Consider the following 12,936-nt stretch of genomic DNA (forward strand, 5'->3'; position numbering starts at 1 on the left):
TGAACCGGCGAATGGAAGGCTGCTGGATTCAACAGCCGCCCAGGCGCGGGGATTCCGCGACCAGCACATACCCAAGATAATAATACCTTATAATCAAAATGTTAGCAGATGATCCCATAGGACTTCCCCGGTGGCCGCCACGTGCGACAGAGCTGTCGCGGGGCGTCAAGACTATGTCGCACCGTGGGCGGAACGGGCTGGTACCTTCAGATGACGAAAAACATCGGCTGCCCGATAACGGGCGCCCATCCGAAGGGGGAAACCTATGCGAAGCTTCCGGGCCCAACTTTTCATCGGCGCGGCGATCACCTCGCTCGGCGTTGCCGGTCTGGCCTCGGCCCAGACGGCGGCACCCGCAGCGCCGACAGAGACAATCGAGCTGGAAGAGATCGTCGTCACCGCCCAGAAGCGCAGCGAGCGTTTGCTGGACGTGCCCATGTCCGTTTCGGTAACCACGGGCGAGCAGCTGCTTTCCGCCGGCATCAGCTCCACCGGCGATCTGGGCCAGATCAGCCCCGGTCTGGTCACGGTCAATAACGGCCTGTCCTTCACGCCGGCCGTGCGCGGCATCTCGTCCGTCGGCACCTCGCCGGGGGACGAGACCAACGTCTCCCTCTATCTTGACGATGTCTATATGGGGGCGCCGCTGGCCGGCCTGTTCGACCTGAAGGACATCCAGCGGGTGGAGGTACTGAAGGGCCCGCAAGGCACCCTGTTCGGCCGCAATGCCACGGGTGGTGCCGTGCGCATCGTCACGCTGGCCCCGTCCTTCACGCCGCGCGCGGAAGTGTCGGCCGGTTATGGCTTCGACTTCAAGGAGGTCAAGCTGGGCGCCTATGCGACCGGGGCGCTGGCCGACAATGTCGCGGGCTCGCTGAACCTCTATTACACGAATAATGACGGCTATATCAAAGGCGTGGCCGGCAACCAGGGCAAGCGCTGCGGCGTGAACGAGACCTTCTCCACGCGCGGCAAGCTGCTGTTCAACCTGGGTGATGATCTGGATGTGACCCTGGCCGCCGATTATTCCAACCGGCATGACAATGCCCTGTTCGCCCTGTCCCCGCACAACCGGCAGAACGGCAATCGCGGCAATTCCGCCGCCGTGATCGCCGGTCCCTTCGAATATGCAGGCGGCACGCAGCCCATCGTCGATGTCGAAGGTGGCGGCGGCGGCATCGATGCCAACTGGCAGGCCAATGATTATCTGACGGTCCGGTCGATCAGCGCCTATCGCACCGTCGATGGCTATTACCAGACCGACACCGACCGCACCAACCTGCCCATCGGCGCGCTGGTCCTGCCGCAATATCAGGACACGTTCAGCCAGGAATTCAATTTCTCCGGCCCCGGCGATGACCGGCTGAGCTGGATCGCCGGGCTTTTCTACTACCATTCCAAGGCGGGCAACCCGTCCTTCGCCTCCTATAGCGGGATGCCCCCAACGGCACCATCGTCGCGAACTATCGCAACAAGGTGATCACCGAAAGCTATGCGGCCTTCGGCGAACTGACCTGGAACGCCACGGACGAGCTGCATTTCACGGCCGGCGGTCGCTATACGACGGAAAACAAGGATTTCACCTTCGCCGACATCGTGCGGGCGGCGGGTCTGCGCACGGGTGCGGCCGACAAGACCTGGAACAGTTCCACCTATCGCCTGGTCGCCCGCTATGACCTGGCCGATGACTGGAACGTCTATGCCTCGGCCAGCAACGGCTTCAAGAGCGGCGTGTTCAATGCCGGCTCCCTGCCCGCCATTCCCGTGGAGCCGGAAAAGATCGACGCGCTGGAAGTGGGCATGAAGGGCCGCGTCGGCGGTATCACCCTGAACGCCGCCGCCTTCAGCTATGATTATTCCAACATCCAGGTGCAGGGTCAGACCTTCATCGCCGGCGGCGCCTGGGTCATCACCCTGTCCAACGCGGCGGAAGCCAAGATCGAAGGGTTCGAGGTCGGGGCCAATGGCAATCTGACCGACACCATCTCCTTCGATGTCGGCCTGTCAGCCATGCCGACGGCCAAGTACAAGAGCTTCCCCGGCGCCCAGGTCTTCATCCCCAACGCCACCGGCGGCACCACCAGCACCGTGCCCTATGACGCATCGGGCAGCCGCATCATCCGTGCGCCGGAATGGCAGGCCAATGTCCGCTTGGCCTACAAGGACACGGTTGCCCAGGGCGATCTGGAGGCGTCGGTCAGCTATTCCTACAATGACGGCTTCTACTGGCAGCCGGGCAATTTCAGCCCCGAGGACAATTACGGGCTGGTCAATGGCCGCATCGCCTGGACCGAACCGTCGGGCACCCTGACCTATGCCATCTGGGCCAACAATCTGCTGGATACGAAATACAGCATCTATACGGCCAGCACGGGCGTAGGTATTTCCGAAGCGCTGGCCAAGCCGCGCCTGATCGGCGTCGATGTGACGGCGCGCTTCTGATCCGAGAACCTGTTCGACGATGGCCGTGCCCGCCAAAACGGGTGCGGCCATTCCCGTCGATGGATACAAGGGCGGCTGATACCAGATCCGGTGAGTTGAACTCCCCGGATCTGGTACGGCGGCGACTGCCGCCGCGCGGCACGTGCCGCGTAGCCAAGCCCACGGATGTGGGCGCCGGCGATTGAGGCCCGATGATCGTTCACGATCATCGGGAACGAGTATCAGTTCGGAGAGAGTGGATGGGTTATCTGACGGAATTCCGGGCGAACTGGCGGGCGCTGGCGGCGGCCGGCATCGGCATGGCGGCGGGCTATCTGCTGGTCAATTACATCAGCAATGTCTTCACTCCCCATTTGATCCAGGAATTCGGCTGGTCACGCGCCGATCTGGCGTGGGTGGGCGCCACCGCCATCCTGGGCATCATCGGCCAGCCCATCGCCGGGCGTCTGACCGATGCGTTCGGCGTGCGCCGGGTGGCGCTGGTCGGGGTGATCACCGGCCCGCTGATCTTTCTAGGGCTCAGCATGCTGTCCGGCAACCTGCTGCATTATTTCCTGCTGTGCCTGGCGCAGGTCACCATCGTCGGCGGCACCACCAGCACCGTGGTCTATAGCCGCCTGATCGCCCAGAATTTCAGCCGGGCGCGCGGCGTGGCGCTGGCCATCGCCGCCTGCGCCACCCCGGCGGTAGCCGCCCTGGCCATACCGTTCCTGTCCACCTTCATCGACACAAATGGCTGGCGTGCAGGCTACCAGTTGCTGGCCGCCTGTGCCGCCGTGGGCGGCGTGGTGGCCCTGGCCCTGATCCCGCCGGCCGTGAAGGTGGCCAAGCCTGCGGCCGGTCTGCGCTCGGACACGATCGCGCGCTATCGCTTCATCCTGGCCAGCCCGGCATTCCGGCTGATCTTCACCGGCGTGGTGCTGGGCAACCTGTCCTGGACGTTGCAGACGGCGCAGTTGAAGGTGCTGTTGCAGGATCACGGTATCGACGGGGCGACCAGCGCGCTGGCCCTATCGCTCTATGCCGCGGGGGTGATTGTGGGGCGGCTGCTGTGCGGGGTGCTGCTGGACCGGTTCCCGACATATGTGGTGACGGCCATCGCCATGGGCCTGCCCGGCATCGGTCTGGGCCTGCTGGCCACCGGCACATCCAGCCCGGTGATCGTCGCGGGTGCCGTGCTGCTGCTGGGATTGTCGCTGGGGGCGGAAGGCGATGTGCTGGCCTATACGGTCATGCGCTATTTCAAGATCGAGATATACAGCACGGTGCTGGGCCTGGTCCTGGCCGGGCTGGCCCTATCGGTGACCTTGGGTTCGCTGCTGCTGGGCACGATGCTGGATATCACCGGCAACAGCTTCACCGCCTTTTTGACCCTGACCAGTGCGGCGGCGTTGCTGGGGGGCTTTATGTTCCTGCTGCTGAAGCGGCAGCCGGTGGTGGCGTGATAAATCCCCCTCCCCGCGAAAGTCTGTGCAGCGAGGGTTTCAGTAATATCTACCGTCACCCCGGCGAAGGCCGGGGTGACGGTAGTGAGGATGGCAACGATGGTGACCGCGAGTTTCGCCAATGTCCCACTTACGCGGGGCAAGCACCTCATTCCAAGTGGCTAAGTTGGCGCCTATGGGCACCGCTCACCCCTTCCAAACCGGCCGCCGCTTCTCCGCAAAGGCGCACGGCCCTTCCTTGGCGTCGGCGCTGCGATAGGCGACCTCGGACGCGTGGCGGGCGGCGCGCAGGGCGGCGGATCGGCCCATCTCGGTCGACAGCATCACCGTCTCCCGCGCCGCCTTCACCGACAAGGGTGCTCCTTCCAGGATTTCCGCCGCCAGGGCCAGGGCCGTCGCCATCAGATCGGCGGGCTCGGCAAGGCGGTTGACCAGCCCGATCTCATAGGCGCGCCGGGCGCTGACCGGCCGGCCGGTCAGCAGGATTTCCATCATGATCCGCTGGGGGATCATATGGATCAGGGGGGCGGCCCAGGGGGAACTGCGTCCCACCTTCACCTCCGTCACGGCGAATTGCGCGTTTGTGCTGGCCACGCACAGGTCGCAGGCCTGGGCGATCATCCAGCCACCGGCGAAGGCCACGCCGTTGACGGCGGCGATGGTGGGCTTGCTCAGTTCGATATTGTCACCGGGCACGGGGAACATGTCGCGCGGCGGTACTTCCAGGCCCAGTTCCAGCATCTCCTTCAGGTCGCCGCCGGCGCAGAAGGCTTTCTCCCCCGCCCCGGTCAGGATGGCGACGCGCAGGGAAGGGTCACGCTCGAACCGGTCCCAGGCAGAAAAAAGACCCTGGCGGATATCCCGGCCCAGGGCGTTGCGGCTTTCAGGACGGTTCAGGGTGATGATGGCGATGCCATCATCACGCGCATCGAACAGCACGGCATCGCTCATCAGAAACCCCTTTTACGGATGATATGGGCCGACCGGTCCAGTTCCTCGCGGAAGTCCGGATGGGCGATGGCGGTCAGGCGGCGCGTGCGCTCGGCAAGACCAACCCCTTTCAGCTCGGCCGCCCCGAATTCCGTCACCACCACATCCACATCGGTGCGGGCCGTGGTGACCGGGCCGGACAGGCTGGCGGTGATGCGGCTGACCTTGCCGCCGCGCGCCGTGGCCGGCAGGGCGATGATCGACCGGCCGCCGGGCGACCGGGCACCAGCGCGCACGAAATCCACCTGCCCGCCGGTACCGCCGATATATTGATCCCCGCTCTGTTCGGCATTCACCTGGCCGGTCAGATCGACCTCGATGGCGGAATTGATGCTGACCAGCCGTTCCAGCCGCGACAGCACCCCGTCGCCATGGGTATGGGAAGAGTTGCGCATCCCCACGGACGGATTCTGGTGGACGAAATCATAGAGCCGGCGCGTGCCGATCAGGGCACCGGTGACGGAAATGCCCCGGTCGATGCTCTTACGGGCGTTGGTGACCACGCCCGCCTCCACCAGATCGACCAGCCCATCACCGATCATGCCGGAATGAACACCCAGATCATGTCGATCCCGTAACAAGCGTAGAATGGCATCCGGCACCGCACCGACACCGGTCTGCAAGATTGTTCCGTCGCCGATATAATCTACTGCGAAGCGGGCGATGGCCTCGTCCGTCTCCCCGATCCGGGCCGGCGGTACTTCCACCGGTTCACGGCTGACATGGAGGGAGGCGGTGATACGCGCGGCCGGCAGCATGGCGTCGCCATGGGTGAAGGGCACACGCTCATTCACCTCCGCGATCACCACCCGCGCCTTGGCCACGGCCGCCTGCACGAAGTCGTTGATCAGGCCGAAACTGTGATTGCCATCGGCGTCGGGCGGGCTGACCTGGACAAAGGCCACGTCGCAGCCGATCAGCCCCTGGCCGATCATCGGTGCCACCTGCCCGACATGGCAAGGGATGACGTCCAGCAGCCCCGCCGCCGTCAGCGACCGCAAGGCGCCGATGGCGCCCATGCTCGACATCCGGACCCTGGCCGCCGCATCGGGGGTCACAGGCCGGAAAAACTGGTGGCCGCGAAGGCCGACAGGTCGCCAATGGCATCGGCCTGCGCGATCAAAGCCTCGACCAGCGATGTCGGCTCCCCGCAAGCCTGGCCCCAGACGATGCGGTCGCCACGGCGCAGATAGCGCGTCAGATCGATGCTCACGACAGCCCCGCCTGACGCAGCAGCGTCTGCGCGCGGGCCAGATAGGGCCGGTCCAGCATGCCGCCCTTGTACCCGATGGCCCCGACACCGGGGTTCGCGGCGAACAGGTCGACGATTTCGCGCGCCGCCTGGATTTCCGCCTCTGTCGGGCTGAAGGCCGCGTTGATCACCTCCACCTGGGCCGGATGGATGGCCAGCATGCCGCGATAGCCGTCGCGTCGCACCTGCTCGGCCCGCAGGCGCAACCCGTCAACATCGCGGAAATCGCCCCGGATGGTCTCCACCGGCAGCACGCCGGCCTTGGCCGCCCCCAGCAGGCACAGGCTGCGCGCCAGTTGGTAGGTGAAGCCATAGCTGCCATCGGGATTACGGTTCTGCGACGCGCCCAGGGCATCGGCCAGATCCTCCGCCCCCCAACTCATCGCCACCAGACGCGGCGCGCCGGCATAATCACCCGTGGTGAACATGCCATCCGCCGTCTCCGTCACCAGGGCCAGCACCTTCGTGATGCCGCGCGCAATGCCGTTGGCCACCTCCAGCGCCGACAGACCGGACAATACATTCATGGGCGATGTTCAGATGGTCACGGTCACCATCGAAAAGCGCCCACAAGGCCGCCGATCCAGCATGCGACCGCGCATCGGCGAAGGAGGTGTAGTCCGTGAGCTTAGACATTGATCCACCAAGGTTTTCTTGATTTTGTCCATCCTGGCGGGCCGCGCATCGGGGCCGTCGCCGGTGGTGGGTGGATTTGTGGCACGATCGATTGTTGTTGTGAATATAGAATATTATTGTCTATATTGAACACTTAAGATTTATCCGGACAACACGTCTTTCAGGGGGAAGCGATGCGCATGACCGGCGGCACCAAGCGGGCGGCAACGCCCGACCGCGAACTGGCCAAAGCGGTGAAGGAGAGCAAGGCGCCGGCCATCGCGCGGGCCGCCGCCGTGCTGCGCCTGCTGGGCAAGAGCGATGCGCCGCTGGGCGTGCATGCCATCGCGCGCGAGCTGGGGCTGGTGCCCAGCACTTGCCTTTATGTGCTGCGGGCCCTGGTGGCGGAGGAGTTCGTCTCCTACCACCCCGACACCAAGCGGTACGCGCTGGAGGCGGGCGTGCTGACCCTGGCGCGGCACTGGCTGCGCCGCAATCAGTTCACCGACCTGGCACAACCGCAATTGGACAGGATCAGCCGGGAATTCGACACGACCGTCCTGGGCGTGCATGTCGTGGGGCTGGACCATATGATCGTGGTGAATGTGTCCCAGACCGGCCAGAATTTCCGGCTCAGCGCCCAGGTCGGCAGCCGGTTTCCCGCCCTGATCTCCGCTACCGGCCGTTGCGTCGCCGCCTTCGGTGGCCATGCGGAAGCCGAACTGGCGGCACGTTTCCAAACCCTACGCTGGGATGAGGCACCGGGGTTCCAGGAATGGAAGGCGCAGGTGGAGGATGTCCGTCGGCAGGGCTTCGCCCTGGATTACGGGCAATATATCTCCGGCGTCACCGTGGTCGCCGCCCCCGTCTGGAAGGCGCGCGGCCCGATGAGCCACGCCATCGTCGCCATCGGCATCGGCAGCGCGCTCCGCCGCACGGGCCTGCCCGCCTTGCAGCAGGCCCTGGTGTCGGCTGCCCGCACCCTGTCCGGCCAGTTGAGCGGGGAAGAGATAGGCTTTCCGCCTTGACCCTGCGGCCACAGGACCAGCCCCGGCACAGGTCGCTGAAAACCAGGGCGGGGCTGGCAATGCTTCGATGATGAACAGGGATGGCGCCATGCGAAACCGTTCTGCCGGCGAATGACATGGGTCAATGCAGGTGGAACGGCTTTGTTGGATAATGGCTCTTCAAACGAACCGGGGCGCCCGCCCCAGAGCAGCCGAAAGCTGGACGGCCCATGACCCCGATCGAACGGATCCGCAATACCACCACTCTTCTCTCCCTCGGCCTGCTGGCGATCCAGATACCGGTGCTGGTCGCGGCACCATGGATCGTCAGCGGCTCGGTGGGCTGGTTCGGCCCGGCATGCAGCGCCGTGCTGACCCTGCTCGGGCTGGCCGCATGGCGCCTTCTGCCACCGCAATTCACCCAGTGGCTGCTGGCGATGTTGCTGCCCATGGCCGGCCTGGTGGCTGTGGTCACCTTCCATGGCCAGACCAGTTGGCAGACCGGCATGCAGATCTATTCCTATGTGCTGCTGGCGGTGATCACCGGTACCTGCAACTGGCGGCAGGTGGCGCTGGGGGCGGCGACGCTGGCGGCAGGCTTCTTCCTCGGCGGCTTGGTGGTGCCGAAGGCACTGGGCGTGGATGGGGATAGCTTTCTCAATCTGCTGGTCTATCCCTGGTTCGCCACCTTCGAGGGCGCGTTGATGGGTTGGATCGCCGCCACCCTGTCACAGGCATTGCACCAGTCGCAGGCCGCCCTGGCCGATGCCCAGACCGCCCACGCCGAAGTGGCGCGGGCATCCGCCGAACGGGAAGCCGGCACCGAGACGGCACGCCGGGAACGGGCGCGGATATTGTTGCAAGTGGCCGACCAGTTGGAACAGCAGGTCGGCAGCCTGGCGCGCCGGGTGGCCGACGCCGCCGCGTCCGCCGAAGCGGATGCCGAGGGCCTGCGCGGTCTGGTGCGGGCCGGGTCCGACCAGTCCCATGCCGTGCACCGCGCCGGCGATGATGCCGTCGGCAGCGCCGGCGCCGTGGCCGCTGCCGCCGGCCAGCTTTCCTCCGCCATCACCGAGATCGCCACCCAGATCGCCCGCTCAAGCGCCGAGACGCGCGGTGCCACCGCCCAGGCCCGCGAGACCCGGGCCATCGTTCTGGGCCTGACCGAAGCCGCCACCAGCATTGAAGGGGTGCTGCGCACCATCAGCGAGATCGCCGAGCACACCCAATTGCTGGCCCTGAATGCCACCATCGAGGCAGCAAGGGCAGGCGAGGCCGGCAAGGGCTTCGCCGTCGTGGCCTCGGAAGTGAAGAATCTCGCCGGGCAGACCGCACGGGCCACCAGCGAGGTCGGCGAGAAGGTAGTGGCCATCCGCGAGACCACCGACCGCGCCGGCAAGGCGATCGAGGCCATCGCCACGGCCATCTTCGATCTGGACAATGTCACCGCCGCCATTGCCGCCGCTGTGGAGGAGCAGGACAGCGCCACCCGCGAGATCGCCCGCAGCGCCCGTCAGGCCGCCGAAAGTGCGGAGGCTAGTGCCACGGGTGGCAGCGCCATGGTCGATGCCTGGAACGAGACCGACCGTTCCGCCGACAGCATCACCCGCCTGTCGGAGACCCTTGGGGAGGAAACCCGGCAGTTGCTGAACACCGTGGATGGCTTCGTCCATCAGATCCGCAGCAGCGCCGGTTAGAGCGGGTTGAGAGCTGCACACCCGTCGAACTGCCGGCGCATGCCCGGCGGATAGCCAAAGTCAGGCGGGTACCAAGGCCTTCAATTCAACCGTCGGGTCGGCTAACCGGATCGGGTTCACCGCAACCGCGCCCGTCACCAGGGCGCGGCCCTGCATGAAGTCGCGCGGGCAGGAAAGGCAATCCAGTGCGATGACGCGACCGTCCCTCAGATAGACGACGCTGAACGGCGGGACACCCACAGCACCGCGCACGATCTGCGTATCGTGGCCGATGGACAGGCCGGCCGTCTGCATCTTCACCGCGTACTGGTCGGACCAGAACCAGGGCATTGCGGTGTAAGGCTCCGCCTGGCCCAGGATGGTGCCGGCAGCACACTTAGCCTGGTCGATGGCGTTCTGGACGGATTCCAGCCGCACCGGTACCGGTGCGAAGCGGCTAGGATGCAGGGCGCAGTCGCCGATGGCCAGGATATCCGGATCGGACGTCCGGCAATATTCATCCACCTGCACGCCATCGGGACAGGCAAGGCCGGCTGCCGCCAGCGGTTCGACATTGGGGATGATGCCGATGCCGACAACCACCAGATCGGCGGGCAGCAGCTCACCGGTGGAAAGCCGTACGCCCGCGACCTGTCCGTCCCCGCCGGTCAGCCCCTCCACGCCCGTGGACAGGCGCACATCCACGCCATGGCCCCGATGCAGGTTCAGCAGGAATTGCGGCACGGGAGAGGCGGTGACACGGGCCAGCAGCCGATCCTGCGTCTCCAGCACCGTGACATGGTGGCCACCGGAACGCAGCACGGCGGCACTTTCCAGCCCGATATAGCCGCCACCGACAATGACCACGCGCCGTTCCGGTAGCACCAGCCCGGCCTTCAGCCCGTCGATATCGGCGATGGAGCGGATATGGTGGATGCCGGCCAGATCGGTGCCGGGACAAGACAGGCGGCGCGGACGCCCGCCCGCCGCCCAGACCAGCTTTGCATAGGGCAGCGCCGTGCTGTCATCCAGCACGACCCGGCGCGCCAGCCGATCGACCCCGGCGACACGCCGGCCCAGGCGCAGCTCCACCTGCTTTTCGGCCCAGAATGCCGGCGGGCGCAGGAACAGCCGTTCCACCTGCCGCTTGCCCGACAGGTAGTCCTTGGACAGGGGCGGGCGCTCATAGGGCGGGAACGCCTCATCCCCCACCATGGTCACCGGCCCCGCATATCCGCCGGCCCGCAGGGATTGGGCCAGTTGCGCCGCGGCCTGCCCGGCCCCGGCGATGATGATCCCGTCCGCCGCCTCAGCCAATCTCCCGGTCCCCCCGCCAGCCGCCCCAGGCCAGGAATACGGCCGCCCCCAGATCGGCGGCCAGGGGAAGGGCGAAGACCGGGGCCGCCCCCTGCATCAGGCCGACGGCGATGATGATGGCGGCGACCAGCTTGGCCAGGGCCGCCCGCCGCGCCACCAGCACGGTCGGCCCCATCAGGCGCAGAATGGCGGACCACACGGCGAACAGGCCGAACAGGTTGACCAGCAGCCAGCCGGTCGGCCCCAGGTCGGGCGCGATCCCCCCGCCGCCCAGCAGCCCGTCCAGCCCGAACCACAGGTCCAGATAGAGCGGTGCCAGACCCGGAATGGCAAAGGGCGCCAGGATGACCAGATCGGACAGGGCGGTCTGCCGCACGATGCCGGCGGCGTTCATGCCGGCACCGGACCACTGAAGGCAGCCTGGGCCACGGCAGTGTTCATGAAGTCGCGGAACCGCAGCCATTTGCCGTCGGCGACGGTGATGACATGCACGAAGTCGGACTCAATCCCGCCACCCGTGGCCCGCGCCGTCAGGCGCAGATGGCCGGTCACCACCACCTTGTCGCCCTGGCAGATGAATTCCTCCGGATCGAACTGGTGGATATCGACGGAGCGCAGCACGGTATCGAAGAACCGCCGCGCCTCCACCCGGCCGCGATAGGTGCCGGCATAGGGGATGATGGCGGGGCCATAGAATTCGATGACCACATCATCATGCAGATGGCTGACGATGGTATCGACATCATGGGCACCGAAGGCGGTGAAGATGGCGGTCGTCACATCAAGCGGGGAAAGCGTCATGGCGGTTTCCTTATCGTTCAAGGTGTGGTCAGGAAGTCGAAAAGCCGCGCCTTCAGCCGGGTGAAGGGCGGGCGCACGATGGCGCTGCTGTCGATCCAGGTCTGGCGATAGATGGCGCGGCGCACGGAGAAGGTCTTGAACCCGTCATGGCCGTGATAGGCGCCCATGCCGCTGGCCCCCGTGCCGCCAAAGGGCAGGTTTTCCACCGTGTACTGCATGATCACGTCGTTCAGGGCCAGGGCGCCGGAATGCGTTTCCCGCCGCAGCCGGTCGATCTCCCCCCGGTCATGCCCGAAATAATAGAGCGCCAGCGGCCGGTCCCCGGCACGGATGCGGGCGATGGCATCATCGAACCGCTGATAGGTGCGCACCACCAGCAGCGGCCCGAAAATCTCCTCCCGCGCGATCAGGCTGTCATCGGGCGGATCGATGACCAGGGTGATGGGCATGCGGCGGGTGACGGCATCACCCGCATCCGCCGCCATGACGCGGGCCCCGCGCTGGCTTGCATCGTCCAGATAGCGCGACAGCCGGTCGAAATGACCCTGGTTGATGACGGCGGCGACATCGGGATTGCGACCCGTGTCGGGGCCCAGCCGGCGGGCGGCGGCCAAGGCAGCGGTGATGAAGCCCTCCTTCGCCGCCTCCGGTACCAGTACATGGTCGGGTGCCAGGCAGACCTGGCCCATGTTCAGCATCTTGCCACCGACGATGCGCAGCGCCGCCGTTTCCAGGTTGGCGGATCGGCCGACCAGCACCGGCGACTTGCCACCCAGTTCCAGGGTGACGGACACCAGATTGTCGGCGGCCGCACGCATGATGGCCTTGGCCACCGACGCGCCGCCCGTATAGATCAGGTGATCAAAGGCCAGGCGACTGAAGGCGGCGCCCACCTCCTGCCCGCCCGTCGCGATCGCCACCTCATCCTCCGCGAAAAAGGTCGGCAGCAATTCGGCCAGCAAGGCAGCTGCGCGTGGTGTGTGTTCCGACGGTTTCAGGAAGGCGCGGTTGCCGGCGGCCAGGATGCCGGCCAGCGGCCCCAGCAGGAGGTTGAGCGGGAAGTTCCACGGCCCGATCACCCCCACCACCCCCGCCGGCTGATGGAACACCTCCGCCCGTGCGCCCAGCAGGCCCAGGGGGAAGCGCAAGGGCCGCCGTTCCGGCCGCATCCAGCGCCGGACATGGGCGCGGGCATGTTTCAGCGCCTCGATGGTGGTGTAGATGTCGGCGATCAGGCTTTGCGTGTGCGACCGGGCGCCGAAATCGGCCTCCAGCGCCTGACAGAAGGCGTGCTTGTTGCGGGCCAGCAGGTCGATGGCCCTGGACAGGCGGTCGCGGCGGGTGGCGGCACTGGGATAGGGGTCTGCCGCATATCCCTACCGCAGATGGGC

General features: G+C 66.2%; 12 protein-coding genes and 1 pseudogene. 5 read left to right on the forward strand and 8 right to left on the reverse strand.

What is annotated here, in order from left to right; genetic code table 11:
* Positions 1-265: 265 nt before the first annotated feature.
* The 3 genes from ACM9HJ_RS06265 (at position 266) to ACM9HJ_RS06275 (ending at position 3,887) form a co-directional block, all read left to right on the forward strand.
* Complete coding sequence (locus ACM9HJ_RS06265) at positions 266-1,480, forward strand: TonB-dependent receptor (protein ID WP_416570846.1); 1,215 nt, start codon at positions 266-268, stop codon at positions 1,478-1,480.
* Positions 1,477-2,442 carry a TonB-dependent receptor gene (locus tag ACM9HJ_RS06270; RefSeq protein WP_416570847.1) on the forward strand — a complete coding sequence of 322 codons (966 nt, stop codon included), beginning with the start codon at positions 1,477-1,479 and terminating at the stop codon, positions 2,440-2,442. Before ACM9HJ_RS06265 ends, ACM9HJ_RS06270 begins: the two co-directional genes overlap by 4 nt.
* Before the next feature lie 239 nt (positions 2,443-2,681).
* Positions 2,682-3,887 carry an MFS transporter gene (locus tag ACM9HJ_RS06275; protein WP_416570848.1) on the forward strand — a complete coding sequence of 402 codons (1,206 nt, stop codon included), beginning with the start codon at positions 2,682-2,684 and terminating at the stop codon, positions 3,885-3,887.
* 186 nt (positions 3,888-4,073) lie between these two features.
* Here the strand turns inward: ACM9HJ_RS06275 and ACM9HJ_RS06280 are convergent, their stop codons facing one another.
* Genes ACM9HJ_RS06280 through ACM9HJ_RS06295 form a run of 4 tightly spaced genes read right to left on the reverse strand, consistent with a single transcriptional unit; the run spans position 4,074 to position 6,656 of the window.
* Positions 4,074-4,838 carry an enoyl-CoA hydratase-related protein gene (locus ACM9HJ_RS06280; RefSeq protein WP_416570849.1) on the reverse strand — a complete coding sequence of 255 codons (765 nt, stop codon included), beginning with the start codon at positions 4,836-4,838 and terminating at the stop codon, positions 4,074-4,076.
* Positions 4,838-5,896, reverse strand: coding sequence for an acetyl-CoA hydrolase/transferase family protein (locus tag ACM9HJ_RS06285; protein ID WP_416570850.1), 1,059 nt, complete (start codon positions 5,894-5,896; stop codon positions 4,838-4,840). Before ACM9HJ_RS06285 ends, ACM9HJ_RS06280 begins: the two co-directional genes overlap by 1 nt.
* Before the next feature lie 35 nt (positions 5,897-5,931).
* Positions 5,932-6,090 carry a hypothetical protein gene (locus ACM9HJ_RS06290; protein WP_416570851.1) on the reverse strand — a complete coding sequence of 53 codons (159 nt, stop codon included), beginning with the start codon at positions 6,088-6,090 and terminating at the stop codon, positions 5,932-5,934.
* A complete protein-coding gene (locus tag ACM9HJ_RS06295) occupies positions 6,087-6,656 on the reverse strand; it encodes an HpcH/HpaI aldolase/citrate lyase family protein (protein WP_416570852.1) in 570 nt (189 codons plus the stop codon). The genes ACM9HJ_RS06290 and ACM9HJ_RS06295 overlap by 4 nt, the downstream gene beginning before the upstream one ends.
* Positions 6,657-6,938: 282 nt before the next feature.
* Here ACM9HJ_RS06295 and ACM9HJ_RS06300 point away from each other — a divergent pair, with 282 nt between their 5' ends.
* On the forward strand, positions 6,939-7,772 hold the full coding sequence (locus tag ACM9HJ_RS06300) for an IclR family transcriptional regulator (RefSeq protein ID WP_416570853.1): 834 nt from the start codon (positions 6,939-6,941) through the stop codon (positions 7,770-7,772).
* A gap of 209 nt (positions 7,773-7,981) precedes the next feature.
* Complete coding sequence (locus ACM9HJ_RS06305) at positions 7,982-9,448, forward strand: methyl-accepting chemotaxis protein (RefSeq protein ID WP_416570854.1); 1,467 nt, start codon at positions 7,982-7,984, stop codon at positions 9,446-9,448.
* A gap of 60 nt (positions 9,449-9,508) precedes the next feature.
* On the opposite strand, the gene ACM9HJ_RS06310 is transcribed toward ACM9HJ_RS06305, so the two are convergent.
* The 4 genes and pseudogenes from ACM9HJ_RS06310 to ACM9HJ_RS06325 form a co-directional block, all read right to left on the reverse strand.
* The gene (locus ACM9HJ_RS06310; RefSeq protein WP_416570855.1) at positions 9,509-10,744 is read right to left on the reverse strand and encodes an NAD(P)/FAD-dependent oxidoreductase; all 1,236 of its coding nucleotides are present in this window, start codon (positions 10,742-10,744) and stop codon (positions 9,509-9,511) included.
* Positions 10,737-11,138: a hypothetical protein gene (locus ACM9HJ_RS06315; protein WP_416570856.1), complete on the reverse strand. Its 402-nt coding sequence runs from the start codon at positions 11,136-11,138 to the stop codon at positions 10,737-10,739. The genes ACM9HJ_RS06310 and ACM9HJ_RS06315 overlap by 8 nt, the downstream gene beginning before the upstream one ends.
* A complete protein-coding gene (locus tag ACM9HJ_RS06320; RefSeq protein ID WP_416570857.1) occupies positions 11,135-11,545 on the reverse strand; it encodes a nuclear transport factor 2 family protein in 411 nt (136 codons plus the stop codon). The genes ACM9HJ_RS06315 and ACM9HJ_RS06320 overlap by 4 nt, the downstream gene beginning before the upstream one ends.
* 17 nt (positions 11,546-11,562) lie before the next feature.
* Positions 11,563-12,882: pseudogene (locus tag ACM9HJ_RS06325) on the reverse strand (aldehyde dehydrogenase family protein); the annotation flags it as partial.
* Positions 12,883-12,936: the final 54 nt, after the last annotated feature.

It is taken from the genome of Niveispirillum sp. KHB5.9, assembly GCF_048066115.1.
GTDB lineage: Bacteria > Pseudomonadota > Alphaproteobacteria > Azospirillales > Azospirillaceae > Niveispirillum.

Bases quoted from the DNA above. Each gene is read 5' to 3' on its own strand.
- ACM9HJ_RS06265 (WP_416570846.1), top strand. From the start codon at position 266: ATGCGAAGCTTCCGGGCCCAACTTTTCATCGGCGCGGCGATCACCTCG.
- ACM9HJ_RS06275 (WP_416570848.1), top strand. From the start codon at position 2,682: ATGGGTTATCTGACGGAATTCCGGGCGAACTGGCGGGCGCTGGCGGCG.
- ACM9HJ_RS06280 (WP_416570849.1), bottom strand. From the start codon at position 4,838: ATGAGCGATGCCGTGCTGTTCGATGCGCGTGATGATGGCATCGCCATC.
- ACM9HJ_RS06285 (WP_416570850.1), bottom strand. From the start codon at position 5,896: ATGGGCGCCATCGGCGCCTTGCGGTCGCTGACGGCGGCGGGGCTGCTG.
- ACM9HJ_RS06295 (WP_416570852.1), bottom strand. From the start codon at position 6,656: ATGAATGTATTGTCCGGTCTGTCGGCGCTGGAGGTGGCCAACGGCATT.
- ACM9HJ_RS06300 (WP_416570853.1), top strand. From the start codon at position 6,939: ATGCGCATGACCGGCGGCACCAAGCGGGCGGCAACGCCCGACCGCGAA.
- ACM9HJ_RS06305 (WP_416570854.1), top strand. From the start codon at position 7,982: ATGACCCCGATCGAACGGATCCGCAATACCACCACTCTTCTCTCCCTC.
- ACM9HJ_RS06315 (WP_416570856.1), bottom strand. From the start codon at position 11,138: ATGAACGCCGCCGGCATCGTGCGGCAGACCGCCCTGTCCGATCTGGTC.
- ACM9HJ_RS06320 (WP_416570857.1), bottom strand. From the start codon at position 11,545: ATGACGCTTTCCCCGCTTGATGTGACGACCGCCATCTTCACCGCCTTC.